Annotated in this window: 21 protein-coding genes; 13 read left to right on the top strand and 8 right to left on the bottom strand. The window is 55.2% G+C overall.

Translation table 11 applies throughout. The annotated features are described in order from the left end of the window. Positions 1-12: 12 nt before the first annotated feature. From VK738_20910 to VK738_20900, 3 genes are all read left to right on the top strand, one after another. Positions 13-1704 (top strand): AsmA family protein, encoded by a 1692-nt coding sequence (locus tag VK738_20910; protein HTD25122.1) that lies wholly within the window; start codon positions 13-15, stop codon positions 1702-1704. A 4-nt stretch (positions 1705-1708) separates the two neighbouring features. Next, positions 1709-2329, top strand: coding sequence for a hypothetical protein (locus tag VK738_20905; GenBank protein ID HTD25121.1), 621 nt, complete (start codon positions 1709-1711; stop codon positions 2327-2329). A 679-nt stretch (positions 2330-3008) separates the two neighbouring features. Then, positions 3009-3878, top strand: coding sequence for an aldo/keto reductase (locus VK738_20900; protein HTD25120.1), 870 nt, complete (start codon positions 3009-3011; stop codon positions 3876-3878). An 8-nt stretch (positions 3879-3886) separates the two neighbouring features. Here the strand turns inward: VK738_20900 and VK738_20895 are convergent, their stop codons facing one another. Continuing rightward, positions 3887-5323 carry an MFS transporter gene (locus VK738_20895; protein ID HTD25119.1) on the bottom strand — a complete coding sequence of 479 codons (1437 nt, stop codon included), beginning with the start codon at positions 5321-5323 and terminating at the stop codon, positions 3887-3889. A 220-nt stretch (positions 5324-5543) separates the two neighbouring features. Between VK738_20895 and VK738_20890 the strand changes: the two genes are divergently transcribed. The 8 genes from VK738_20890 (at position 5544) to VK738_20855 (ending at position 14340) form a co-directional block, all read left to right on the top strand. Next, the gene (locus VK738_20890) at positions 5544-6095 is read left to right on the top strand and encodes a GNAT family N-acetyltransferase (protein ID HTD25118.1); all 552 of its coding nucleotides are present in this window, start codon (positions 5544-5546) and stop codon (positions 6093-6095) included. Between the two features lie 84 nt (positions 6096-6179). Continuing rightward, positions 6180-6572, top strand: coding sequence for a nuclear transport factor 2 family protein (locus VK738_20885; GenBank protein HTD25117.1), 393 nt, complete (start codon positions 6180-6182; stop codon positions 6570-6572). After that, entirely contained in the window at positions 6569-7030 is a 462-nt protein-coding gene (locus VK738_20880; protein HTD25116.1) for a nuclear transport factor 2 family protein, read from the top strand. Before VK738_20885 ends, VK738_20880 begins: the two co-directional genes overlap by 4 nt. 145 nt (positions 7031-7175) lie before the next feature. Then, positions 7176-7895 carry a VIT1/CCC1 transporter family protein gene (locus VK738_20875; protein HTD25115.1) on the top strand — a complete coding sequence of 240 codons (720 nt, stop codon included), beginning with the start codon at positions 7176-7178 and terminating at the stop codon, positions 7893-7895. Positions 7896-8324: 429 nt separating this feature from the next. Further along, positions 8325-10757: a 3-hydroxyacyl-CoA dehydrogenase/enoyl-CoA hydratase family protein gene (locus tag VK738_20870; protein HTD25114.1), complete on the top strand. Its 2433-nt coding sequence runs from the start codon at positions 8325-8327 to the stop codon at positions 10755-10757. Positions 10758-10824: 67 nt separating this feature from the next. Further along, positions 10825-11190 carry a hypothetical protein gene (locus VK738_20865; protein HTD25113.1) on the top strand — a complete coding sequence of 122 codons (366 nt, stop codon included), beginning with the start codon at positions 10825-10827 and terminating at the stop codon, positions 11188-11190. Between the two features lie 13 nt (positions 11191-11203). Further along, on the top strand, positions 11204-12382 hold the full coding sequence (locus VK738_20860; GenBank protein ID HTD25112.1) for an acetyl-CoA C-acyltransferase: 1179 nt from the start codon (positions 11204-11206) through the stop codon (positions 12380-12382). Between the two features lie 158 nt (positions 12383-12540). Continuing rightward, positions 12541-14340 (top strand): acyl-CoA dehydrogenase family protein, encoded by a 1800-nt coding sequence (locus VK738_20855; GenBank protein HTD25111.1) that lies wholly within the window; start codon positions 12541-12543, stop codon positions 14338-14340. Between the two features lie 66 nt (positions 14341-14406). On the opposite strand, the gene VK738_20850 is transcribed toward VK738_20855, so the two are convergent. The 6 genes from VK738_20850 to VK738_20825 form a co-directional block, all read right to left on the bottom strand. Continuing rightward, positions 14407-14682, bottom strand: a complete 276-nt coding sequence (locus tag VK738_20850; GenBank protein ID HTD25110.1) for a hypothetical protein — start codon at positions 14680-14682, stop codon at positions 14407-14409. A gap of 194 nt (positions 14683-14876) precedes the next feature. Further along, positions 14877-16379 (bottom strand): aminomethyl-transferring glycine dehydrogenase subunit GcvPB, encoded by a 1503-nt coding sequence (gene gcvPB, locus VK738_20845; protein HTD25109.1) that lies wholly within the window; start codon positions 16377-16379, stop codon positions 14877-14879. After that, positions 16376-17701 carry an aminomethyl-transferring glycine dehydrogenase subunit GcvPA gene (gene gcvPA, locus VK738_20840; protein HTD25108.1) on the bottom strand — a complete coding sequence of 442 codons (1326 nt, stop codon included), beginning with the start codon at positions 17699-17701 and terminating at the stop codon, positions 16376-16378. Before gcvPA ends, gcvPB begins: the two co-directional genes overlap by 4 nt. Before the next feature lie 97 nt (positions 17702-17798). After that, entirely contained in the window at positions 17799-18188 is a 390-nt protein-coding gene (gcvH, locus tag VK738_20835; GenBank protein HTD25107.1) for a glycine cleavage system protein GcvH, read from the bottom strand. Between the two features lie 101 nt (positions 18189-18289). Next, positions 18290-19453, bottom strand: a complete 1164-nt coding sequence (gcvT, locus tag VK738_20830; GenBank protein HTD25106.1) for a glycine cleavage system aminomethyltransferase GcvT — start codon at positions 19451-19453, stop codon at positions 18290-18292. A gap of 396 nt (positions 19454-19849) precedes the next feature. Next, positions 19850-21478, bottom strand: coding sequence for a methylmalonyl-CoA mutase family protein (locus tag VK738_20825; GenBank protein ID HTD25105.1), 1629 nt, complete (start codon positions 21476-21478; stop codon positions 19850-19852). Positions 21479-22231: 753 nt separating this feature from the next. Here VK738_20825 and VK738_20820 point away from each other — a divergent pair. Together VK738_20820 and glgC are read left to right on the top strand one after the other, a co-directional pair. After that, complete coding sequence (locus tag VK738_20820) at positions 22232-22513, top strand: hypothetical protein (protein ID HTD25104.1); 282 nt, start codon at positions 22232-22234, stop codon at positions 22511-22513. Between the two features lie 104 nt (positions 22514-22617). Further along, positions 22618-23919 (top strand): glucose-1-phosphate adenylyltransferase, encoded by a 1302-nt coding sequence (gene glgC, locus VK738_20815; protein ID HTD25103.1) that lies wholly within the window; start codon positions 22618-22620, stop codon positions 23917-23919. A 440-nt stretch (positions 23920-24359) separates the two neighbouring features. Here the strand turns inward: glgC and VK738_20810 are convergent, their stop codons facing one another. Beyond that, entirely contained in the window at positions 24360-25976 is a 1617-nt protein-coding gene (locus tag VK738_20810) for a DUF4097 family beta strand repeat-containing protein (GenBank protein ID HTD25102.1), read from the bottom strand. Positions 25977-26008: the final 32 nt, after the last annotated feature.

Below are 26008 nucleotides of genomic sequence, written 5' to 3'. Positions count from 1 at the left end.
GAGCGCGCTGTTATGAGCGCCAGCAGCCAAGCTATCCGTATTGAGGAGAAGCGCGCGCGTCCGCGCCGCCGGCGCAAGTGGATCATTTGGATTGCTGTAATCTTTGCGATTGCGGCTTTCATTCCCATCCGCCTTGATCGGCTGAAAAAACGCCTGGAGGCTTCGATTACCGCTTCCCTGGGCCGCCGCGTAAGCGCTCAAAACATTGATTTTCATCTTCTTCCCCGCCCGGGATTTAACCTGGAAAACTTCACGATTGAAGATGACCCTGCATTCAGCTCCGAGCCGCTGCTGCGCTCCGATAGTGTCACGGCAAACTTGCGGCTGCGGTCTCTGCTGGGAGCACGCATTGAAATCGCCCGGTTAAGCCTGAAAGAACCCAGCTTGAACCTGGTCCGTAACAGCCAGGGGCGTTGGAACGTGGAATCGCTGCTGACCCGGGCTGCGCAGATTCCCAGCGCTCCCACGGGCACCACCCATGCAGAAGCGCGGCCGCGCTTCCCCTACATTGAAGCCGACAGCGGGCGCATTAACTTCAAAATCGGGCAGGAGAAAAAAGCATTCGCCCTGACCGAGGCTGACTTTTCTTTGTGGCTGGCTTCCGAAGATCTGTGGAACATGCGCCTGGCGGCACGCCCTATCCGGTCGGATGCCAATTTGGGCGACACAGGCACGCTCAAAGTGAGCGGAAGCTTTCAGCGGGCTCCCGACCTGCGCGCCACCCCCTTCCAGATGGAGGCGACGTGGGAGAGAGCCCAACTCGGCCAGCTCACGCACCTTATTTACGGACGTGATCGCGGCTGGCGCGGGGCGGTAACCGTCACAGCTAAACTCGCGGGATCGCCTGCGGCATTTGACCTCTCGGGTGCGGTTTCCGTTGACGATTTCCGCCGTTACGACCTTGCCAGCGACGATTCCTTTGACTTCAATATCAATTGCAATGCCAGCTATCGTGCAATCGTGGTTGCGGCCAACTCTCCGTTGCGGTTTGATTGCACCCTGCCCAAGGATGGAGGAGCCATAAACCTTGTAGGCGGGCTGACATTGAATACCACGCCAAACGCGGAAAGGTTGCTGCTCTCTGATGTTTCTTTGCGGGCCTTTAAGTTTCCACTCTCGACCGTAGCAGCACTGGCGCGGCACATGAAAAAAGGCATGGCGCGTGAGCTTGACGCTTCAGGCTTCATTGACGGCACCTTCTTCAGTTCTCCAACGCCGCGGGGCCCGAGCGGCATGGTTGATCACGGAATGGAGACTTGGACGGTCATTGTTTCCAACATCAAATTAGGCTCAGAGCTGTTGCAGCCTCCAGCCAGTACAGACGTGATCGCCATCAATTATGAGCGTCCGCTTTCGGAAGATGCCGGCGGGCTGCGTCCTGCAAAAAAAGGACCGCCCGTGTTGGCGGAGCCGCAATTGGCTGTCACTCCCTTCCACGTCTCCCTGGGTGGGGCAGCACCGGCGACCGCCAGCGCGATCTTCAGCCGCAGTAATTACCACTTCGAGATCAAAGGAGATGTTGATGTGGAGAGGCTAAGCGCATTCATCGAGACCCTGGGATTGCCCCAGCCCGAGATGGAGCCACCGGCCAGCGGAAAAGCCAAGGTTGACCTGTCATTCGGCGGCGCCTGGAACGGCTTTGCTTCGCCCGAGGTTGCAGGAACAGTGCGAACCCAGACACAAACCCGCGCCGCGATACAATAAACCCATGCCCGTTTATCCCCGGAATATTTCTCTTCATATCATTTTGATCGTAATCCTGCTGACCTCGACGGCATTTGCGCAATCCTCGGTCAAGCCCTCACCCGCGAGCGGCGGCAATACGCGCGCCGCTGCCGACAGAATGGCCGCAAAGCTGAAACATATCCAGCAAAACGGAATGAAGCAGAACCCCGACCAGACACCCACAGTCCTTACCGAAGAAGAAATCAATTCCTACTTTGCCGAAGGACTGGTCAAACTGCCCACAGGAGTAAAGAGCACAAAGTTCGGGCTCGAGCCGGACATCATCAACGGCTCGGCCAAGGTTGATTTCGATGAACTGAAGGCTGGCCGCTCCAGCAGCAATCCTTTGCTGAGCATATTTAGCGGCGTGCATGAAGTCCGCGTGGTGGCACATGCCAGCGGCAGCGGCGGCGAAGGAAAGGTCAGCGTGGATTCGGTGGCACTGGATGATACGCAGATTCCACGCATGCTCCTGGAAATTTTCGTTGATAAATTTGTGAAACCCAAATACCCCAACGTAGGCCTCGATTCCACATTTAAACTCACGTCTAAAATAGACCTCGCCATTGTGGGCCAGCATAGGCTGACGGTAACGCAGAAGTAAAACTGCAGTTCCCAGTTCTCAGATCATTAGAGCTGAGAGCCTGGAGCTGCTTTTGTTAGCACCCCTTCGCACTTGCTAGCTAGTCAAATACGGCCTTAACTCATTATAAATAAAGGACATAGAGGACATAAATACCCTACTAGCTGGGTAGTGAGGAAAGTGGTTAGTCGAACGGCTAGTCAGTCCCTTGGACTCGCGCCTGTAACCCGCGAAAAGTGAATCCAAGCAAGCAACGAATTTTCAAAGAGCCTCATTTTAAGGGCTTCGCAGCCAAAAACAAGGCTACTGCGCCCTCATGCATTCTTGAATGCTGGACGTAAGACACACGTCTGGCACAATGATGGCCCCGCAGCATCCAAGGAGTCAATGTTTTGGTACCAGATTGGTGCCAGCCGCTGTTTTTGACGGCTTTTCCGCAGAAAATGATTTTTTAAATCTTCGGTACTTTTCTAGCGCTTCGCGCATGCCCTTCGGCAGAGTGGAGTTGTTCATTTTCAGCGCTTAGCGGCCCGACTAAAGTCGGGCCCTGATACTTGTCTCGTGGCACAATGAGTTTTTCCGCAGCCTCGGGAGACCGTGCAGCGGTCAGTTCCTTGGCTTATACTTGTCAGGTCTTGCCCTACCGGTCCGCTGTTTGCGGCGTCTAAAATGCATAGACCTTCTGTCATGAGGAGGACCAATGAAACGCAGGGAATTCATAGTACGCGCGGCCCAAGGCCTGGGGGCTGCATGGTTGGCATCGAAAGGCGTACTGGATGCCATTGCAGCAGCCAGTTTGCCCGGCAAGTTCAACGCCTCTGACACCGTGGTGCTGGGGAAGACCGGCATTAAGACCAGCAGACTTGCCATGGGAACCGGTACAGTCGGGTTCGGTCACCATTCCAATCAGACCGCGCTGGGCATTGACGGACTCTCTAAGCTTCTTCTCCATGGCTATGACCAGGGACTGCGGTTCTTCGATTCAGCCGATGCCTACGGCAGCCATCCGCATGTGGCCGAGGCGCTGAAGCATGTGCCTCGCGACAAAGTTACTGTCCTCACCAAAACCTGGGCACGCGACGCGGCCGGGGCGCGCGCTGACCTGGTGCGCTTCCGCCGAGAACTGGGCACCGACTACATTGACGTGTGCCTGATGCACTGCCTGACCGAAGGAGATTGGACCGAGCGATATCGGGGCGTCATGGATGTTCTCTCGGAAGCCAAGCAGAAGGGGACAATCCGCGCGCACGGGTGTTCGTGTCACAGCATCGAGGCGTTGCGGGCGGCAGCTAAATCGCCCTGGGTGGAAGTTGATCTGGCGCGCATCAATCCGATTGGAGCGCACATGGACGCCGACCCTCAGACCGTTGTAGGCGTGCTGCGCGAGATGAAAGTCGCCGGCAAGGGAGTGATCGGAATGAAGATCCTCGGGCAGGGCGCCCTGCGAGAGCGTCAGGATGAAGCTCTGAAGTATGCTCTATCGCTCGACGTGCTGGATGCATTTACCATCGGCGCCGAGAGCAAGACCGAACAGGATGACCTCGTGCGGCGCATTGCCGCAGCGGCCTAGGCAGAGCACTACTTCGTAAAAGTGCTCACGCTTCGCAATTCAGGACGCGTAAAGTAAAGCACCCACGTAGCCACCAGTGCAAGCGAACACATGGCCGCAATGGCATAAGGCGCGGTGATCACTCCAGCGAGCGAGCCCGCAATGAGGCTGCCTACAGGAGCAAGACCGAGAAAGGCAGTAGCGTAAAAGCTCATCACGCGTCCACGCATGGCCTCCGATGAAAGATGCTGCAAGAGAGTGTTCACCGTGGCCACCATCAGAATCATCGCGTAGCCTGCGAAGATCAACAGCACGCCGGACAAGAAAAATTTTCTGGACAATGTGAAACCAATGACGGCCACGAAGAAAAGTGTGGCTGCACGGACCACGAAGCTTCCACGTAGATTGGCACGTCCCAGCCAGGCGATAGTGATGGACCCCAGGAACGCGCCGACACCGGAGAAGGCCATCAGAAACCCCAGCCCGCGTTCGCCGGCATGGAGAATGTCGCGCGCGAAAAATGGAATGAAAGTGATGAACGGAACCCCGAAAATACTAGCAATGGCAACCAGGCTGAGCAGGGCGGACATCTCCTTGCGCAAGAAAACGTAGCGAAAGCCATCGGCAAGGTTCTGCCAGAGACTGGCGCTGTTGTCGCTGGTCTGCGGATCGGGGTAGTGGATCTTGGTTAAAACAAAAATCACCGCCAGAAAGCTGATGCCGTTGAGCAGAAAATTTGCCGGCACGCCCAACCAAGCCATCACCAGGCCACCGATGGTGGGCCCGATGAGACGTGAAAGGTTGAACTGGGCGGAGTTGAGCGCAATCGCGTTGGCCAGATCTTCTTTCGGGACCAGCCGCGGCACCAGCGCCTGTTGGCTGGGCGAGTTCAGCGATGCGGCGAGGCCGTTAGCAAAAGCCAGCAGGATGATCTCAGGAATATTAATCTCGTGGGTAAAGGCCAGAATTGCCATGATGAAAGCACAGACCATCATGGCGGTTTGCGTGCGCAGCATCATATTGCGCCGGTTGACACGGTCCGCAATGACGCCGCCAATCAGCGCGAAGACCAGCATGGGAGCGGAGGTGGCAAAGCCCACCAGCCCCAGCCAGAAGGCGCCGTTGGTCTGAAAGCGTCCGAGGACTTCGTGCTGCTTCATCTGGTCGGCAAGGTCCAACACCAGCCAGCCTTGCGCTACATTCTGCATCCAGGTGCCTACGTTGGAGAGAAAGTTCCCCACCCAGAACAAGAAGAAGTCGCGATGACGCACCGCCTGCAACATGCGCGGCATCTGGATCGTGGTGGAAGGAATCTCGGGAGCAATGGCTTGCTGGCTGGCCATCCCTTGTAATGCACCTTCGGCAAGCGCGGTGTCGATAGAGCGCTGCGTGCCTTCAACCTGTGTGCCCGGAAAGGCGTCACCCGGTAAAGATTCAGGAACAGAAGATGGATGTTCGTCAGGCAAAGTTACAGTTTACTGCAAACGGAAGAAGCGGTGGGGTGCAGAGGATCTTATTCACCACAGAGGCACAGAGAAGAATCGGGTCATTGGATCGTCGGGTCGTCGAGTCATTGTGTGCGGCAAAGCATCTTAGGAGGGTCGTGAACGCTTTGAAAATCATACCCTGCGCCTGGCTTTAGGCGATACCCGTCACAATATATAGTTAAGAGGATAGAGTGCTCGAATGATTGCTGCTATTAAAGATTCGATTTCTCCTGTTCGCATCCGTGCAGCAACCGCTGCCGATATGCCTGCCATGATCCCGGTGGTTAATGCCGCCTTCGCCATTGAGACCTTTCTCGACGGCACGGGCACCGATGAGGAGCGCATGGCGGAGATGATGCGCAAGGGCGAGTTCCTGGTTGCGGAAATTATTGCCGAAGAAATTGCGGACGGCGTTGCAAAAGCGGGGGCCGCTGTCAAGGGCGCGCGCCGCATTGTCGCGGCGGTCTATACGGAGTTGCGCGGCGAGCGCGGATATTTCGGCATGTTGTCGGTTGATCCTTCGCGGCAGGGCACGGGCCTGGGACGCGTGATGGTCGAGGCCGCCGAAGATTATTGCCGTAAGCACGGCTGTAAATACGTGGATATTGTTGTCCTCAGCTTGCGACCGGATTTGCCGCCGTTTTATCGCAAGCTGGGGTATATCCAAACCGGCACAGAAGCAGTTCGAACCTCGCGTCCTTTAAAAGACGGCGTGGAGTGTCACGGCATCACCATGTCGAAGGTACTGTGACAGAATTGGCCGCCATTCCTTTGTAAAATTGAGGCGCAGCAGGCCCGTCTCTGCATTAGGGATTCAAAACAGGCACAGAACAACATGATCAGCAAAGAACTTGAAGAGAAACTTATCGCCAACGAGAGAAGCATTCTCGCCGCCCTGAAGCGGCGCGACCCTTCTGCTGTCGCTACCGCGCTGGCCGATGGATTCTATGAGATCGGCAAAGGCGGGAAATCCTATTCGAAAGCGGAAATCATGAATGCCCTCAAAGATCCGGCGGCGATCACTGACTACTCGCTCGAACAATTCAGACTGCTGCGGGTCAGCGCAAGCTGCATGATCGTCACCTATATTGCCACCGTACGGCGCCGCCTCCAGGGGAAGGAAGAGGTCACTCGGGCTTACCGGAGCTCAACCTGGATTGAGCAGGCCGGCTCATGGCGCATGATCTTTCACCAGGGCACCCCCATCACCAGAGACTCAATATTATGACCAGCGAAGAACTCAAAGAGCTGGAAGAAAAGCTCATCGCCAAAGAACGGAGCATTTTCGCTGCTCAGAAGCGCCGCGATTTCGTTGCCGTTGAAGCTGCGCTGGCCCAGGGCTTCCGTGAAATCAGCGGTAGTGGCCTTTTTTTTTCGAAGGCCCAGGTGCTCGATAGACTCAAATTTGTGCATCTGCTGGATTACTGGCTCGAGTGCTTCCGGCTGCTGCCCATTGACCCAACATGCGTGATCCTCACCTACATCGTCACGGTAGAGCGCCGCTATAAGGGGCAACAATACTTCAATCGCAGCCACCGGAGTTCAATCTGGATTGAGCGCAACGGCTCATGGCGCGTAATTTTTCATCAGGCCACTCCGTTGCAGGAAGATGAGACCGCCGCAACTGAAGTTGAGCCATCTGACGCCGCCCTAACTGAAGATATCCCATTTCGGGAAAACACTTAACGAATGCGCTTGTAAAAATGTCTCGCTTCGTCCGTCATCGTAAACGGAATCCCATATTACCCAACAGTGCCAGACATCCTCATTCTCCAGCAGTTGCAACCCGCTGAGGGCGCTGTTATAACCAAGGCTCCTACGGGAGCATGGTATGCCAGCACAGGAGCAGGTCATGGAAACGCCGCATCATGTTGAGCGCCACTTTACCGGCGGAGAAAAGGTCCGCGACGTTGTGATTGGGATGTCCGATGGATTGACTGTACCCTTTGCGCTGGCCGCGGGATTGACCGGCGCAGTTGCGGCCAGCGGTTTGGTGGTGGTGGCCGGCCTCGCGGAAATTGCCGCTGGCTCCATCGCCATGGGATTGGGCGGATATCTGGCGGCACGCAGCGACGCCGAACACTATACCAGTGAACGAATTCGCGAACAGACCGAGGTCAGAGAGAAGCCCACGGTCGAAGCCGATGAGATTACCGAAATTTTTGAGGCCTACGGGGTTAAGCCCGAAGAAAGCGCAACGCTGGTGGAAGCATTAAAGCAGCATCCCGAGGCATGGGTTGATTTCATGATGCGCTTCGAATTGGGTCTGGAGAAACCAGAACCCAAACGTGCGCTGCAAAGCGCGGTAACCATCGCGGGTTCGTATATCGTGGGAGGATTGATTCCGCTGGCGCCATATATGTTTATCCGCGATACCCATACCGCACTGCCCTTTTCCGTAGGAGTTACGCTGGTGGCGCTGGCAGCCTTCGGCTACATCAAGGGACGCTTTACTGGCGCACATGCCCTCCGCAGCGCTCTGGAGACGGTGATCATCGGTAGTGTGGCGGCAGCAGCGGCGTTTGGATTGGCAAGGCTGATTTCGCCATAGAGACAGGAGCTTAACCACAAAGGGCACAAAGGCAGACGAAAGGAAACACAAAGGAAGGCAAAAATGTATAAACTTGACTGAATGAGTGTTCATTCAGTATGATTAAGCTCATCATAACGGGTGCAGGCTGGAGCCATCCTCACCCCACTTTATTCAGCCTGCGCCTTCTTTCATCATGCAAGTCCGCTCTAAGGCATCACGCGGCGGGATTCGCGGCGATCAAACCCTTGCGCCGTTGAAAGCAGCGGTGCATCCAGTAGTCTTCATCGTTAATTTATTCAACCCTGTTAGTAAGAGTTTATTCAAACCTGTTAAGATTTCGCCGCGGCATGACGGCGAGCTTTTGGCGCCGTCAAATGTGGTGTTGTCCGGTAGTTCCAGATTTGGCAGTCTCAACCGAAAAACATAAATCTCTTCTGGCGAGCACGTATGCACAAACGGATTCATAAAGTCGCGGTTCTGGGCGCAGGTACGATGGGCGCGCGCATTGCCGCCCACATGGCGAACGCCGGTGTTCCCTGTTATCTGCTGGATATAGTTCCTCCCGATGCGGCCGGCAGCAACGACCGCACGAAACGCAACTCGATTGCGGCCGCAGGACTCGAGGCAGCGAAAAAATCGAAACCGGCGGCCTTTTTTGATCCCTCACTGGTGCGGCTGGTCACCATCGGCAATTTTGAGGACGACATCAAACTGCTGGCCGAGGTGGATTGGATCATCGAAGCCGTGGTCGAGCGTCTCGATATCAAGCGTGAGCTGCTCAAGAAGGTGGAAGCGGTGCGGCGTCCGGGGACGATCATCACCACCAACACCAGCGGCTTGCCAGTCGGCAAGATTGCCGAAGGCTTCTCGGAAGACCTGCGGCACAACTGGTTTGGCACACACTTTTTTAATCCGCCACGGTATATGCGGCTGCTGGAGCTGATCCCAACGCCCGAGGCTGATCGAGCCTCTATGGAGGCGATTGCTCACTTCTGCGATGTGCGCCTGGGCAAGGGAGTGGTCTATGCCAAGGACACGCCGAATTTTATCGGCAACCGCATCGGCACCTTTTCGGTGCTCAACGTTATACGCGTCATGCAGGAGATGGACCTCAGCATCGAAGAAATCGATTCTTTGACGGGAGCCTCGGTGGGCTGGCCCAAGTCGGCGACGTTCCGCACCATTGATCTGGTCGGACTCGACATCCTCGGTCACGTGGTCAGCAACATGACCACCAACATCAAAGACGAGCGCTCAGAACTCAAGCTGCCCCCGTTCTTCAACCAAATGCTCGAGCGCAAGATGCTGGGCGACAAGACCGGCGGCGGCTTCTATAAGAAGAAGAAAACCGCCGAAGGCGAGCAGCGACTGGGACTCGATTGGAAAACGCTGGAGTATCGCGAGCGCCAGAAGCCGAAGTTCGCGGCGCTGGATATGGCCAAGAACGTCGAATCCACCGCCGAGCGGCTGCGCATGTTGCTAGGCGGCGACCCGGCCAAAGACAAAGTAGCGCAATTCATGTGGGCTACGCTGCCCGACCTTTGGACCTACGCTGCCAACCGCGTCGGCGAGATTTGCGATTCCATCGTAGAAATTGACCGCTCGATGAAGCTGGGCTTCAACTGGGAGCTTGGTCCGTTCGAACTGTGGGACGCGGCCGGCGTAGAGCAAACCGTGGCTCGCATGAAGAAAGAAGGACGCCCGGTCTCGGCCAATGTGGAGAAGCTTTTAAGCAGCGGCAAGAAATCCTGGTATGTAGATGCGCCTGAGGCAGCTTCGGGGCGCGCTTACTTCGATCTTAAAACCGGCGACTACAAGCCGGTAGAAGTCTCCGAGGGTGTGTGGTCGGTCGAGGTTGCTAAGAAAAAACCAAATGCCGTGGTGAAGAAGAATGCAGGTGCTTCACTGATAGATCTAGGCGATGGTGTGGGCTGTATTGAGTTTCATTCGAAGATGAATGCCCTGGGCGGCGATATTGTTCAGCTTGTCACGCAGACTTTGAAACCGGGTTCGGGGCCCGGGCCCGGCGACAACTTCGACGCATTTGTCATCACCAATGACGCGCAGCACTTCTCCGTAGGCGCCAATATCATGCTGCTGCTCATGGCGGTCCAAGAGGGCGAGTGGGATGATATTGACCTCATGATCCGCAGCTTCCAAGGTATGACTCAGGCTATTAAGTTCTCTCCTAAACCGGTAGTAGTTGCGTCCTTTGGAATGACTCTAGGAGGCGGCTGCGAAGTGGGACTGCACGGGGCGCTGCGCCAGCCACATGCCGAACTGTATATGGGCTTGGTGGAAGTCGGCGTCGGCTTGCTGCCGGGCGGTGGCGGATGCAAAGAGATGACGCTGCGTGCGGTGGATGCGGCGAGATCTATCCGACCCGATGGGCGGGGCGAATCGGTGGAGACCATGGAAGCCATGAAACGCGCCTTTGAAACCATTGCCATGGGCAAGGTTTCTACCTCTGCTGAAGAAGCGCGTGGCTACGGATTTATTTCCAGCGGCGATGAGATCTCTATGAACCGCGAACGCGTACTGACTGACGCCAAAGCACGGGCGCTGGAACTGGTACGCAGCGGCTACAAGGCGCCGGTTCCGCGCACGGATGTTCCTGCTCCGGGTGAAAATATTCTGGCTACACTTAAACTCGGGGTTTACCTGATGCGCCAGGGCGAATACATCAGCGATCATGAGGTAAAGATTGGCAACAAAGTCGCAGAGGTGCTGTGCGGCGGCAGCGTATCGCCGGGGACTCCGGTGAGCGAGCAGTATCTGCTCGACCTGGAGCGTGAAGGCTTCAAGTCGCTCTGCGGCGAGCGCAAGACGCAGGAGCGGATTCAGTTCACGCTGAAGACGGGAAAGACATTGAGGAATTGAGTAATTGGGTAATCGGGTAATTTGCTAGAGCTTGGATAAGCCTGCGGTTGGCCCTGGGAACAGGCAAATGAACATCTTGCTCTTCGTCGCGGCGATATTGACGTTTCTGCTGGGGGCGGTGCATTCGGCCCTGGGTGAGCGCTTAATTATCCGGCGACTGCTGGGCCTGGAGTTACCCAAATTAGCCGGCAGCTCCCGGATGATGCGGCGCTCGGTATGGTTCGCCTGGCATCTCACTACAGTGCTGATGTGGGGAATGGCAGCCTTGCTGCTTAACATGAGTTTGGGTACAAGCTCTTTTGTAAGCGCACGAACGATTATTGGTTGTATCTTTGTGGCTTGTGCAGTGCTATCGCTCGGGGCCACGCGGGGAAAGCATTTTTCCTGGGTTATTTTTGGAGTCATCGCCATACTGACGCTCATCAGTAGATAGTAGAGGTAACTATATGCGAGAAGCTGTTATTGTCAGCGCCGTCCGCACGCCGGTCGGCAAAGCACTCAAAGGAACTTTACGGGCAACGCGTCCCGACGATTTTGCAGCCGTTGCCATCAAGGGCGCCCTCGACCGGGTGCCGCAACTGGATCGCAATGAGATTGAAGACGTGATCCTGGGCTGCGCCATGCCCGAGGCCGAGCAGGGGATGAACGTCGCCCGCACTGCCTCGTTAATTGCAGGATTGCCTGTCGAGGTCTCGGCCATGACCATCAACCGCTTTTGCTCCTCCGGCCTGCAGGCGATTGCGCTGGGTGCGGAACGCATACGTGGAGGCGGAGCTGAAGTTGTTGTGGCTGGTGGGACTGAATCCATGTCCATGGTTCCGATGGGTGGGAACAAAATCAGCGCCAATCCTTGGCTGGTGGCGAACTATCCTGATGCTTATCTTTCCATGGGGCTCACGGCGGAACGTCTTGCCAAGCGCTTTGGTATCAGCCGTCAGGAAGCAGACGAATTCTCACTGAACAGCCACAAGAAAGCACTGGCGGCGATCGCAGCCGGCAAGTTTGACGAAGAAATCGTGCCCGTGCCGGTAAGCTTTACCACTCCTAATGGCAGTAAGCCAAAGCGCATTGACATCCAATTCAAAATGGATGAAGGCCCACGCGCTGATACGACTCTTGATGCTCTAGCAGCACTTAAACCGGCATTCCATGTCAACGGCATCACCACGGCGGGAAATTCTTCGCAGATGTCTGATGGCGCGGCAGCAGCAGTCGTCATGAGTGCCGAACGTGCGCAGGCTTTGGGTATCAAGCCGCTGGCACGCTTTGTTTCCTTTGCCACGGCCGGATATAAGCCCGAAGAGATGGGACTAGGCCCGGTCTTCGCCATTCCCAAGGCGCTGAAGCTGGCAGGATTGAAGCTAAGCGATATCGACGTGATCGAGCTGAATGAGGCCTTTGCTGTGCAGGCGCTGAGCGTGATCAAAGAAGCTGGGCTCGACCCGGCGCGGATCAACCCCAATGGCGGAGCCATTGCACTGGGACATCCTTTGGGGTGCACGGGGGCGAAGGTGACGGCGACGATTATCCGCGAACTGAAGCGGCGTAATGGACGTTATGGCATGGTGACCATGTGCATCGGCGGCGGCATGGGCGCAGCAGGGATTTTCGAGAATCTAAATTAATTTGAACCACAGAGACACAGAGGCACAGAGAAGAACAATTCGTTTCAATTTTAACGTGACACAAGATTGAGCTATGCACAGAAAGATTGGTTGTTGAACATGAAATTACGAATCGCTTTTCTCTGTGTCTCTGTGCCTCTGTGGTGAAAAGAGGTTTTATGGCAACAGCTACAGCAGTTCCCAAGACAAAAATCGGCGGCGGAAGCTGGCTGCTGGAAGACCGCAGCCCGGAAGACATCTTTACACCGGAAGACTTCAGCGATGAGCACCAGCAGATAGCGCAGACCACGGAAGAGTTCGCGATCAAAGAAATTGTTGCGAATAACGAGAAGATCGAGCACAAGGAGTGGGCGGTCACGCGCGAACTGCTGCGCAAGGCCAGCGAGATTGGCATTGCCACGGTGGATGTCCCCGAACAATATGGCGGGGCTGACATGGATAAAGTCTCTTCCGCCATCATTGCCGATCGCATTGCCAAGTCGGGCAGCTTCAGCGTCAGCTTTGGCGCACACGTAGGCATCGGCACCCTGCCTATCGTCTACTTCGGGACCGAAGAGCAGAAGAAAAAATATCTGCCCAAGCTGACCACCGCCGAGTGGATTGGCGCTTACGCTCTATCAGAATCAACCTCGGGCTCCGATGCGCTCAATGCCCGCACCAAGGCGGTGCTCTCGCCTGACGGCAAGCACTACATCCTCAACGGCGAGAAGATGTGGATCACCAACGGCGGTTTTGCCGATGTGTTCATCGTCTTCGCCAAGATTGATGGTGAGAAATTTACCGCGTTCATCGTGGAGCGGACCTTCCCGGGCTTCTCTTCCGGCGCGGAAGAAAAAAAGCTGGGTATTCGTGGATCTTCCACTTGTCCGTTGATCCTGAACGACTGCAAAGTCCCCGTAGAAAACCTGCTGGGCGAGATTGGTAAAGGACACGTCATTGCCTTCAACATCCTCAATATTGGCCGCTTCAAGCTGGGGGCGGGCTGCGTAGGCGGCACGCGCACCGCGTTGCAGAACGCCATTGGCTATGCCAAGCAGCGCAAAGCCTTCGGCAAGAGCATCGCCGAATTTGGCCTGATTAAAGAAAAGATTGCTGACATCGCCATCGGCATCTACACCGGCGAGGCCCTGGTGTATCGCACCGTGGGCATGATCGATGCTGCCCTCGCCAACATTGACAAGAACAGCCCTGAAGCTTCGCGCGAAATCCGTAAAGGCATCGAAGAACATGCCGTCGAATGCTCCATCGCCAAAGTCTGGGGCTCGGAGCTGCTGGACCGCGCCGTGGATGAGACCGTACAAATCTACGGTGGTTATGGCTTCGTAGAGGAGTACCCGGCAGAGCGCGCCTATCGCGACTCGCGCGTTAACCGCATCTTCGAAGGCACCAACGAAATCAACCGTATGATCACCACCGGCTGGCTGCTGAAGCAGGCAGTTTCGGGCAAGCTTCCGTTGATGTCGGCGATCAAGAAGCTGATGGATGAAGTCTTGGCTGGACCGAGTCTTGCTGAGCCGCTGGAGGGGGCGCTGGCCGCCGAACGCACCATCGTGTCGAATGCCAAGAAGACAGCTTTGTTCGTTGCCGGCTCAGCCTCACAAAAATACATGATGGCGCTGCCCGATCAGCAGGAGATCATGGGTGCAATGGCAGACATCCTGATCGAAGTTTTCGCCATGGAGTCTGCCCTGCTGCGTACGCAGAAACTCGTTGCGCACAAGGGCGAGGCTGCCGCACAATTGGCCATTGCCATGACGCAGGTTTACATCATGGAAGCAATGGAAAAAATTGAAGCTGCTTCCAGGAAAGTCATTGCTGCAGTGGCTGAAGGCGACATGCTGCGTACCCAGCTTGCGATTTTGCGCCGGCTGCTTAAATATGAGCCGGTGAATACGATTGCTCTGCGGCAGAAGATCGCTGATCGCGTGCTGGAAGCGGGAAAGTACGTTACGGCGTAGTTTTTCGCCACGGATTTGCACGGATCAACACGGATGCTTATTAGCGAATTAGAACAAATCCCGTGTTTATCTGTGTTCATCCGTGGCGGATTTGTTTTTTTCAAGCTCTTCCATCACCGAGCGAATTAGTTCCTTTGAGTCGTTCAGGCACTTAAGAATAATCTGCACGTCCATGGCGGGCTTACCGGGCTGACGGGCGCTCTGGCAGTAGACTCCGTGCTGGCCGACGAGGACTAGGGCGTCGGTGAGGGCGTCCATGGTGACGGCCAGGCGGCCGCGAGTCACACCCATCATGAATTCGTATTTTTCAAGTTCTTGCTTGCGATCTTCGTAAACCGACATAGAAGGATTTAACCACAAAGGACACGAAGGTTAACCACGAAGGACACAAAGAATCAGCAAGATCTGTTGGTTTCGGTATTGATATCTACTGGCAGTCGTCCAGATGCCCATGAGCACAGGGCTGATTGAAATCGCATATGAATTGTCTCGCTTTCCTTTGTGCTCTTTGTGGTTAACCTTCGTGTCCTTTGTGGTTAAACTTTTTCCGGCTTCCAGCACAGAACCGGTTTGCGGGCTGCGGTGACCTCATCCAAGCGCGAGACGCGGGTCGTGTGCGGCGCTTTCAGAATTGTGTCGGGCTCGGTTTGTGCTTCCTCCGCGATGGCACGCATGGCTTCAATGAACAAATCCATCTCTTCCTTGGATTCGCTCTCCGTGGGCTCGATCATCATGGCGCCGTGATCGGCAACGATGAGCGGAAACGCTGTTGTGTAGGGGTGAAAGCCGTAGTCAATGAGCCGCTTGGCGATGTCTCCTGTCTTGACCCCCTGCCGAGCCTGGCGATGGTGGCTCAGGATGACCTCGTGCATGGAAGGGGTTTTGTACGGAACTTCGTAGACATCTTCCAATTTTTTGCGAATGTAGTTGGCGTTGAGAACAGCGTCTTCCGTCGTCAGGCGCAGGCCATCGTAGCCATTGGCCATGATGTAGGCCAACGCTCGCACATGCATTCCGAAGTTACCGTAGAACATGCGCACACGACCGATGGCCTTTGGACGATCATAGTTAAAACCCAGACTGCCGTCCGGCTTGGTCACAACGACTGGAATCGGCAAGAAGGGTTCCAGATGATTCTTGCAGGCCACAGGGCCTGAGCCCGGTCCGCCGCCGCCGTGCGGTGTAGAAAAAGTCTTGTGCAGGTTAAGATGCATCACATCCACGCCAAAATCGCCGGGGCGGGTCTTGCCCACGAGGGCGTTCATGTTGGCGCCATCCATGTAGAGCAGACCGCCCTTTTCGTGCAGGATGTCGGCAATCTTGTGAATTTCTTCTTCGAAGATGCCCAGCGTGTTGGGATTGGTGAGCATGATGCCGGCTACATCTTCGTTCATCTGCGCGGCCAGAGCGCTCACGTCAACCATGCCGGCGGAATTTGATTTGAGGTTCTCGACGGTATAACCGCAGATGGCTGCGGTAGCAGGGTTAGTACCATGTGCCGAATCGGGAATCAGAATTTTTTTGCGCGGGTTCCCCTTGGATTCCAGATAAGCGCGAATGAGCAGGATGCCGGTCATCTCGCCGTGCGCTCCGGCCGCAGGCTGCAGCGTGATCGCTTCCATGCCGGTAATTTCCAGAAGGTAATCGGCGAGCAGTCTGAGAATGCGCAGGGCGCCTTGCGACATCTTCTCCGGCTGGTAGGGATGCGCGTTGGCCAGCCCAGGGATGCGGGCCACAGCTTCATTCACGCGCGCGTTGTACTTCATGGTGCAGGAGCCCAGCGGATACATCCCCAGATCAATGGCGTAGTTCCAGGTGGAAAGCCGGGTAAAGTGGCGGATAATCTCAAATTCGCTGACCTCGGGCATGTTGCCCAAGTCCTGGCGCTCACTGGTTCCAAGAAGTTTGGCGGCGTCTACCGGCGGCACATCCAGAGGAGGAAGTTTGTAACCTTTCTTGCCGGGCGAGGATTTTTCAAAGATCAATCCTTCATTCTGGCTGGGATGCGGCCTTACTTTCTTCATTTCTTTGGCGCTCATTGGGCTACCGCCTGGGCGGCAGACTCAATCTGCTCGCGCGTGATCATTTCGGTGCAACACCAAAGGGCTGCATTGCCGAGTTCAGGATAGAACTTCTGCAACGGGAACCCCCCAATAATATTTTTTGCCAGCAGCTTGTTATTGATGATGTGAGGATCTTCCGCTGTTTGCACCACAAACTCATTAAACCGTGGTGCGCCCTCAAACAGTACCTTGGCTTTCTTTCCGAATTGTTGTGAAGCATAGTGCGCCTTGGCGAGATTGTGCTGGGCCAGCTCTTTAAATCCTTCGCGTCCGTAGATGGTCATAAAGATAGTAGCCATGGTTGCAATCAAGGCCTGGTTCGTGCAGATGTTAGAGGTCGCCTTCTCGCGTTTGATGTGCTGCTCACGCGTGGCCAGCGTAAGCACAAAGCCGCGATGGCCTTGCTGATCTACGGTCTGACCGACCAGGCGCCCGGGCATCTGGCGGACGAATTTTTCGCGAGTCGCGATTACACCGGCATAGGGCCCGCCGAATCCCAGAGGCACGCCAAACGATTGTGCTTCCATGGCAACAATGTCGGCCTCGGAAGGCGGCTTCACAATCCCCAAAGAAATCGCCTCTGCAATGGAGACAATCAGCAACGTACCCTTTTTATGGGCCACATCAGCTACAGCCGTAACGTCTTCAATGGTCCCGAAAAAATTCGGCGACTGGATGACAACGCACGCGGTCTGATCGCTGATGGCCTGATCGAGAGCGTCAAGATCCACACGGCCATTGGCCAGAAAAGGAATCGTGGCCACGGGGATTCCTTGATACTTGGAGTAAGTGCTGAGCACGCCACGGTACTCCGGGTGCAAGCTGCGCGCAACCACCGCGCCGGAACGTCCGGTGATACGTATGGCCATCATCACAGCCTCGGGAACCGCCGTTGAGCCGTCGTACATGGAGGCATTAGCGACTTCCATGCCGGTGAGCTCGCAGATCATGCTCTGAAATTCAAAGATGGCCTGCAGCGTTCCCTGCGCGATCTCAGCTTGATAGGGTGTGTAAGCCGTAAAAAACTCGCCGCGCGAGACGAGCGAATCAACTACCACGGGGCGATAGTGATTGTAGGCCCCAGCTCCCAGGAAGTTGGCATATCCAGCGGCGCACTCGGAAGCGCGCTGCTGGAAGTAATCTACAATTTCCGATTCCGCCAACTGCCGCGTGACTTTCAGGTCGCGGTTCAGCCGGTATTCATCGGGAATGTGAGAAAAAAGTTCGTCAATCGACGCTGCGCCGATTTCGCGCAGCATCTGCTCGCGGTCTGCTGGAGATTTAGGAAGATAACGCATGAATGAATTGGGTCATTGAATCATTGAATCATTGCGCCATTGAAACGACGAGCAAGACAATCACTCAATGACCCGATGACTCAATCACTCAATCAAATTAGTGTCCTTGTTCTTCGGTGATAAATTTTTCGTAATCGGCGGCGGAAAGCAATCCGTTAAGTTCCGCTGGGTCCTTCATTTCTATGCGGACCATCCACGAACCGTGAGCGTCAGTGTCGATCTTTTCCGGGGCAGTGGCCAGGGCTTCGTTCACGGCAACAACTTTGCCGGAAACCGGGGCAAAGATCTCCGAGACCGACTTCACCGATTCCACCGTGCCAAAGCTTTTACCCTTGGTGACCTCGGTTCCCACTTTAGGAAGCTCGACAAAAACGATGTCGCCAAGTTGGTCCTGGGCATAGTTGGTAATGCCCACGGTGGCGGTTTTGCCTTCAACTTTTACCCACTCGTGCTCGCGGGTGTACTTCAACTCATTGGGATATGCCATGAATGTCCTCTAAATATAAAACTGGTTTGATAAATATTTTTGAGCTTTTCGATTCGAACCTCAAGGCTAAAGCCCGATTATTCCTGGCTTCTAACGGCACCTCATGACTGCTTTCTTGGTTTCTTATAAAACGGCGTTGGCACCACCTGGCACTTCACGCTCTGTCCCCGGATTTCAACGTTCACCGTAGAACCAATTTCAGAAAACTTTGGCGGCACATAGGCCAAGGCAATATTTTTCTTCAAAAACGGCGCGTAGGATCCGCTGGTGACGTAGCCAATTTCAATCCCAGAGCCGTCCAGAACTTTATAGCCATCGCGCGGGATGCCGCGCTCAACGGATTCCAAGCCTACCAGCACGCGCTTAATGCCTTCGGCTTTTTGTTTTTCCAGCGCGGCTTTGCCGATGAAATCGCTTTTGTCAAATTTGCAGTAGCGCTCCAGGCCGGCCTCGAGCACGGTGATGGTGTCGGATATCTCGTGCCCATAGAGCGCCATCTTGGCCTCCAGGCGCAGAGTGTTGCGCGCGCCTAATCCGCAGGGGAGGATATTGAATTCCCTTCCCGCCTCCAGAACTTTGTTCCAGACCTCGGCACTCGTCTTTTCATCCGAAGGAACGTAGATTTCAAAGCCGTCTTCCCCGGTGTAGCCGGTGCGAGCGATGAGAGTGTTCTTCAAGCCGCAAACCGTCCCGTGCGTAAACCAATAGTTCTTGATAGAGGCCAAATCTACATCGGTCAGTTTGCGGAGAAGGTCAGCCGCCCTGGGGCCCTGAATCGCGATCTGGGTGTAAAGGTCGCCAATATCTTCCGCTGTGCAGTTGAATTCCCTTATGTTTTCGCGGACCCAGTTGTAATCTTTTTCGCGCGTGCCGGCATTGATCACCAGCAGGTACACGTTCCCGCCCAGGCGATGAACAATCACGTCATCCACAAATGTGCCCTGGGGGTAGAGCAGCGCCGAATAGTGGGCCTGGCCAATGGTAAGGTGCGAGGCGTCGTTCATGGAAATGTGTTGTACCGCAGCCAGCGCTTCGGGGCCGGTAACGCGGATATCGCCCATGTGGCTGACGTCGAAGACGCCCACGCCAGTGCGCACAGCCAGGTGCTCTTTCATCAGCCCCCCCGGGCCGAGGGGCGAGTTGCAATATTCGATAGGCATATCCCAGCCGCCGAAGTCCACCATTTTTGCTCCCATCTGGCGATGGACAGCATTGAGCGCGGTTTTACGCAGCACAGTGGTAGTGGCCTCAAAAGTCTGGGACAAGTCAGTTCCTTCTCCGGCAGATTGGAGCAGAATTGGGTGCCGAACCTTTCAAGTTAACAGTTCCAAGCCGCATGTTGCAAGCGCCGGGGTTTGAGAGCAATCCAGGCTTTTAAGCGGACTTTTTGCAAATGAACGAGGTTTCCCTACGGAATCGCGGCCCTATTTCAATCCAGAGAAAAACGCGGTACATTCTTGGTCATGGCCGATTACTTTGTCTGTCTGCTGTGCGGTGCAAAAGAAGAAGATTGCAAGTGCGAACGTTATTGCTCCATCTGTCAAAATGACCTTAATGTCCGCCTCTGTATCGATGGGAACTACTACTGCCTCGATTGCCGCGAAGCATGTCAGTACGAGGCACAGAAAACTCCGTAGCTCTGCGACCTCAAGCAGTTCTGACTAAATCACCACTGTCTCCTGGTGCTCCCCAAAAACTCGGCGCAGGGTGTCGGAAATTTCGCCGACGGTAGCGTAGTTTTCCACGGCATGAATAATATGAGGCATCAGGTTGTCGCCTGAGCGGGCGGCGTCTTCTATGTGCTGGAGCGCGGTCTTCCATGCAGCCGCATCGCGGCGCGCACGCAATGCGCGTACACGCTCCACCTGTTTGCGTTCAAGAGCCTCATCCACGCGCTGTATGGGCGGGCCCTTTTCCTCTTCGATCTGGAATTGATTCACGCCCACGATGACGGCCTGGTGGGAATCCACCGCTTGCTGAAAAGCATAAGCGGCATTTTGGATTTCCTGTTGAACATAGCCGATCTCAATGGCTTTCAGCATGCCGCCGAGAGCGTCAATTTTATCCAGGTAAACCTGGGCGCGTTTTTCGATCTCATCGGTCAGAGACTCGATGTAGTACGAACCGGCCAGGGGATCAACAGTCTGGGGCGCCCCCGATTCGTAGGCGATGATCTGTTGGGTGCGCAGCGCGATGCGTGCCGCCTCTTCTGTAGGCAAAGCCAGCGCTTCGTCAAAGCCATTGGTGTGCAGCGATTGCGAGCCCCCCAGGACCGCCGCCAGCGCCTGCAGCGCCGTGCGCGCGATGTTGATCTCAGGCTGCTGGGCCTGCAGGGTCGAGCCTGCCGTCTGGGTATGAAAGCGCAGCATGAGAGAACGCGGATTTTTTGCTGCAACGCGTTCCTGCATCAGGCGGGCCCACATACGCCGCGCGGCGCGGAACTTGGCAATTTCTTCCAAAAAATTGTTATGGCAGTTGAAGAAGAAAGAAAGGCGGGGAGCGAATTCATCTACGTTCAAGCCGGCATGAATCGCAGCTTGCACATAGGTCAGGCCGTTGGCCAAGGTAAAGGCGACTTCCTGAACGGCGGTGCATCCCGCCTCACGCATGTGGTAGCCGGAAATGGAGATGGTATTCCACTCCGGCACATTGCGGTTGGCATAGGCAAACAGATCGGTAATGATGCGCATCGCCTGCCGCGGGGGATAGATGTACGTCCCGCGCGCAATGTATTCCTTCAGAATGTCATTCTGCACAGTCCCGCTCAGCTTGCGCAGGTCGCTGCCGTTGCGTTTGGCCACGGCGATGTAGAGCGCCAGCAAGATGGAAGCAGTGGCATTGATGGTCATTGAAGTGGAAATTTTCTCCAGATCAATGCCGGCAAAAAGCCGCTGCATGTCTTCGATGGAATCAATGGCCACGCCGACTTTGCCGACTTCGCCCAGGGCCATGGGATGGTCGGAATCCATCCCGATCTGCGTGGGCAGGTCGAAGGCGACTGAGAGACCCGTGGTCCCGTGGGCCAGCAGATATTTGTAACGCTTATTCGATTCCTCAGCGTCGCCCATGCCGGCGTACTGGCGCATGGTCCAGAGGCGTCCGCGGTACATCGTGGGCTGTATGCCGCGCGTAAAAGGAAGCTGACCGGGATAGCCTACCTGCAACTCCTGATCGTGCTGCTGCTTTTCCAGATCGGCCGGGGTGTATACGGGCTGCACTTCAATGCCGGAAGAGGTTTGAGTAGGTAGTCCGGAAGTGGATGTGTTGGCGGGTTTCGTGGGCCCGGCCATTGGGTTACTTCTTTCCTCTCGAGTTTTCTCGTGCGCGGGCGCCGAAATAAGCACGCCAGAAGGAGCTGATGCCGAAATAAAGAAATACCAGAGAAAATACTCCAGCCGCGATCAAATGTGACGCGCTTGGATGCGGCATCTGCGATGAGTATTTACGATACTCACGATATGCCGACAGGCCTCCCACGAGAGAGAAAACCAAGAAGACAGATCCCATCACCTCGTGCCACAGCCGGTGGGCAACTCGGCCAAGGGATCGCAAAACTGTGGAAATGGCATTCCGTGCGGCTGAAATCGTGCGACTTCGGCCGGCATACCGTCCGGCGACCCGGCTGGCAGCAGCGAATTTACGACTATTGGAAACCTCAGCCACTGTTGGCATTTTAGCAGCCGGCGATGGAACTAAACCGCAGAGGACGCGGAGGGGCCTTTTGAAGGCTTTGTCATGAATCTGTTGAATTGGGGATTGAGAGCACCCGGGAGGTCACACACCTTCGTTTAAACTGACCTGGCTAATTTTTACAGTTGGCAACACAGATTTCCATTAAACTTTAATGCCCAAGCAAGCATCCAATGGAGGAGAAGTCAATGTTTCCCTTTGGATGGAGGCGTTTCACCGGATTTTTCCGCAAATTTTGGAAGTCCCGGAAACGCTCCAAAAATACGGACCCTCAAAGCCGCCCTATTACCGGCAATGTTATAGTTGCGTCTTCAGAGCTAGAGCAAACGGGAGTTCCTGGGGGGATTGAAAACTTGGACGAAAACCTCAAAAAACGAATTAAGCACCTGGGAGAGGCCATCAACCAGTCGCTCTCAGAGTCCGAGCCGATTGCAAAAGCGATTGCCGATATCAAGGCCGCAGGGTATGACATATTCCTGGTCCTGGAAGCTACTGTCGGGTTCACCCAGCAGGGCGAAGAGAGCAGCAATCCTGCCATGGTCACGGCTTCCTTGAATGCGCACGAGCCTGAGTTCCAGATCACCGCTCAGGACATGAAGTTCCTGAAATCGTTGCGCATCCGGCTGGAAGAATAGAAGAAAGACGAATAGAAGAAATTGGCCCCTATCGCTCCGCGCGCTGGCAACGTGTTACGCTTAGGTAATGCGCCGGGCCAGACGGTGGGCAATGGGCCTGTTGTCTGGTACCATCCTTTTCTGGCAGATCAAGCAGTCGAGTACAACCAAACATGAAAGACACGCTGGGAGTTCTGCTAGCTGGAGGCGCGGGGGAGCGCTTATACCCGCTGACGCGCGACCGCGCTAAACCTGCAGTTACCTTTGGCGGCATCTACCGCATTATCGATGTTACCCTCTCCAACTGCATTAATTCAGACCTGCGCAAGGTCCATATCCTCACGCAATACAAGGCACTCTCGTTGAACCGCCACATTCGCGAAGGATGGAGCAATCTGGTCTCGCGCCACCTGGGCGAGTTCATCGAGATTCTACCGCCCATGAAGCGGGTGAGCGACAACTGGTACCTGGGCACGGCGGACGCCGTGTATCAGAACATCTACTCCATCGGCAGCGAGCAGCCCCGGCGCGTGCTGGTGCTGAGCGGCGATCATATCTACAAGATGAATTACGAGTTGATGATGCGGCAACACGTGGATGCCGGCGCCGACGTTACCCTGGCCACCATTCTGGTTGACCCCAGCGAAACTTCGCGCTTCGGCGTGGTAGAAATTGACCGCGAAGGCCGCATTGTCGGCTTTCAGGAAAAGCCGCAGAGCACCGATATCCGTTCGCCTTACAATCCGCGCATGGTTTCCGGCTCGATGGGGGTTTATCTGTTCAATACAGATGTTCTGTTGCCCATCCTGCTAAAAGACGCCGAGGATCCGAACTCTTCGCATGACTTTGGACATGACATTCTGCCGCGCATTGTGGATGAGTACCGGGTGTATTCGTTCAACTTCGTGGATGAGAACAAGAAAGAGGCGCTCTATTGGCGCGACGTGGGCACCCTGGAGGCTTATTACGAGGCCAACATGGATGTGGTCTCGGTCTCACCGGTTTTCAACTTGTATGACAAGGAGTGGCCCATCCGCACGCACCAGCGCCAGTATCCGCCGGCCAAATTTGTCTTCGCCGAACCCGGACGCCGGGGCGAGGCCGTGGATTCCATCGTCTGCATGGGATGCATCGTCTCCGGAGGCAGCGTAAAGAACAGCCTGCTCTCGCCGGATGTGCGGGTCAACTCTTACGCTGAGGTTGACGCGAGCATCGTTTTTTCGCACGTCAATATCGGCCGCCATTGCCGCATCCGCAAAGCGATTATTGACCGCGATGTGCACATCCCGGAGGGCACTGTGATCGGTTACGACCCGGAAAGCGACCGGCAGAATTACTTTGTGACCGAAAGCGGCATTATCGTGGTCACCCGCGACTACTCCCTCTTTGAAAATCCGGTGCCGGTGGATTACTTCACGTCGGAGTAGGCATTGTCAGGAACGGTCTTTGCCGCTAGTAATCTTTTAGTAATCTTGCCATCTTATAATTTTGGCTTTACCCCTCACCACTTGCTGGCTTGTCGGCTTAAGTAGCAAGCCATTACAAATCAACTAGATAGAATGGGATAAAAAGTATAAGCAGCAAGTGTCTGTTGTTATTAAATTAGTAAACGATCAGTGGGGCGTGAAATTTACTTTGCGCTTGTGAGGATATTCACAAATCCGCTTCATAGAATCAATTTTCAAAGATCAAAATAGAGCAATGCCCTCGCATCCTGGGATGCTGGATACACTTCCAGGGACAATGATAATCCGGGTTTCTCAGGAATGAAGAGTTTGATATCACAATGGGGCCATGCCCAGAATTGAGGGATTGAATAATCGGGTAATTTGGTAATTGGAATTGCGATCAAAGCGAGACGCCGGCGCTACTCGTCTGACTTGTCGGATTTTTGATCTTTCTTGTCGGATTTCTGATCTTTGTTTTCCGAACTCTTCTCATCGCTTTTGCGGATCTCTATATCAGAATGTTCGGTGGAAAGCTGGATCTTCTTGCCGCCCGCGCCGACGGCGCCGCTGGCAGTGGCATTGTCTTCAGAGGGGTTCTGGATTTTGACCTGCTCGAAGTCGGAGTGAATCTGGCCGCCGCGAACCGTAGCATCTACCTGAAAGGCACTCTGGCTGGGGAAAGCGACCTCGATCCCTCCGTCCTTATTGGTAATCAGGATATTCCCGGCAGGCGGCTTGCTGGTACGCAGTTGTACTTCAGAATTCTTGTTGTTGACCTCAACGTCGCCCACGACGTCTTCCAGGTGGATGTCCTTGGAGCGGGTGGTCACCTTGAAGCCGCCGCTTATATTGCTGGCACGCAGGCTGTCTCCATCAAAGCGCAGCTCACCTTGAATTTTTCCGGTCTCGAGATCGGTGCGGGAGGAGTTGAAGCGGAACCCCTGCTCCACGTTCTGCACAATGGTCTCTCCCACATAATCGCCGTTCATAGATACCAGACCGCTGATATTGGAGAAGTTGCTGTCGTCGGCGTGGCCCTCAACCGTAACGTTGCCTTTGACGTTGCGCACGTTCAAGTTCCCTCCCTGCATTCCGCCATGCATGGTAATGGTGGCGTTGCCGGTCAGGTCATCTACAGTAACGTCGCCATGATTGGCAATAAGCTTCACGTCTGCCTGCCGGCTGCGCACTTCAATATCGCCGCGCTGGGTGCTCAATTCCAGCGTGAGTGTCGGCGGAACGTGCAATTCGATGTTGTCTTCAGCAGAGTTGTTGGAAGAAGACCCAATGTTCACGCGGATGATCTCTTGACGCGCATGCTCGGCCTCGGCGCGAGCGCGGTCTATTTGTGACTTTGCCCGATCCACTTCGGCGCGGGCATGGTCTATTTCTGCGCGAATTTTGTCTTTTTCGGCTGAAGAGAGACCAGGCACATCAGGCAGATTGGGTATCTTCGGTGTGGAAATCTCGTCGGTCTTGATCTCGGGCTGGGTGGCCTGATCAATACGGTCAGCTTCTTCCTGGGAAGAAGCTCTGATCGTCTTCTTCACCGATACATGCACCTTCTCATCGGTCGAAGGCAATACCGTGATCGAACCGCGTTGCAGGGCCAAAGTGAAAACCCCATGCGAGGCGACGGCCTGATCAACCTGGTTGGAATACTCGTATTTGTTGCCGACAGGGATCTCGACACCTAAATCATCCAGCTTCTTATGAAGCCCCGTCCAATCTACCCTTACAACTTCGGTAGCCACGAGGCCGGAGACAACGATAAAGATGACCAGGAACACTCCTCCAACCCCTATGCCGGAAGACTGGTATCCCTGGCGGCGAGCCATTTGGTACTCGATCACTTTGATGACACCCCAAAGGATCAGCAGCAGCGGCCAGTAGTGGGCAAACCAAATTGCCAGGCTGGGCCAGGTGATTACATGCATGTTCCCCAGAAGAAAGATCACGCCGAGCGAAATCAGAACTATGGGGCCGGCAAAGCTGCGGCGGCGTGAAGGAATGCCGGGAACAGGTTCGCTAGCCATGGGTGACCTCGTTTTCTGAGGAAGACGTAGCC

Source organism: Terriglobales bacterium (assembly GCA_035487355.1).
In the GTDB taxonomy this organism is placed as follows: domain Bacteria; phylum Acidobacteriota; class Terriglobia; order Terriglobales; family Acidobacteriaceae; genus QIAW01.
Note: the sequence above shows the minus strand (reverse complement) of the source record. Positions and strands in the feature narration are given on the sequence as shown.

Coding starts and splice junctions, on each gene's coding strand:
- VK738_20910 (HTD25122.1), top strand. CDS start 13: ATGAGCGCCAGCAGCCAAGCTATCCGTATTGAGGAGAAGCGCGCGCGT.
- gcvPB (HTD25109.1), bottom strand. CDS start 16,379: ATGAGCGCCAAAGAAATGAAGAAAGTAAGGCCGCATCCCAGCCAGAAT.
- VK738_20860 (HTD25112.1), top strand. CDS start 11,204: ATGCGAGAAGCTGTTATTGTCAGCGCCGTCCGCACGCCGGTCGGCAAA.
- VK738_20880 (HTD25116.1), top strand. CDS start 6,569: ATGACCAGCGAAGAACTCAAAGAGCTGGAAGAAAAGCTCATCGCCAAA.
- VK738_20875 (HTD25115.1), top strand. CDS start 7,176: ATGCCAGCACAGGAGCAGGTCATGGAAACGCCGCATCATGTTGAGCGC.
- VK738_20855 (HTD25111.1), top strand. CDS start 12,541: ATGGCAACAGCTACAGCAGTTCCCAAGACAAAAATCGGCGGCGGAAGC.
- VK738_20825 (HTD25105.1), bottom strand. CDS start 21,478: ATGGCCGGGCCCACGAAACCCGCCAACACATCCACTTCCGGACTACCT.
- gcvH (HTD25107.1), bottom strand. CDS start 18,188: ATGGCATATCCCAATGAGTTGAAGTACACCCGCGAGCACGAGTGGGTA.
- VK738_20865 (HTD25113.1), top strand. CDS start 10,825: ATGAACATCTTGCTCTTCGTCGCGGCGATATTGACGTTTCTGCTGGGG.
- VK738_20810 (HTD25102.1), bottom strand. CDS start 25,976: ATGGCTAGCGAACCTGTTCCCGGCATTCCTTCACGCCGCCGCAGCTTT.
- VK738_20900 (HTD25120.1), top strand. CDS start 3,009: ATGAAACGCAGGGAATTCATAGTACGCGCGGCCCAAGGCCTGGGGGCT.
- VK738_20870 (HTD25114.1), top strand. CDS start 8,325: ATGCACAAACGGATTCATAAAGTCGCGGTTCTGGGCGCAGGTACGATG.
- VK738_20890 (HTD25118.1), top strand. CDS start 5,544: ATGATTGCTGCTATTAAAGATTCGATTTCTCCTGTTCGCATCCGTGCA.
- VK738_20885 (HTD25117.1), top strand. CDS start 6,180: ATGATCAGCAAAGAACTTGAAGAGAAACTTATCGCCAACGAGAGAAGC.
- gcvPA (HTD25108.1), bottom strand. CDS start 17,701: ATGCGTTATCTTCCTAAATCTCCAGCAGACCGCGAGCAGATGCTGCGC.
- VK738_20850 (HTD25110.1), bottom strand. CDS start 14,682: ATGTCGGTTTACGAAGATCGCAAGCAAGAACTTGAAAAATACGAATTC.
- VK738_20905 (HTD25121.1), top strand. CDS start 1,709: ATGCCCGTTTATCCCCGGAATATTTCTCTTCATATCATTTTGATCGTA.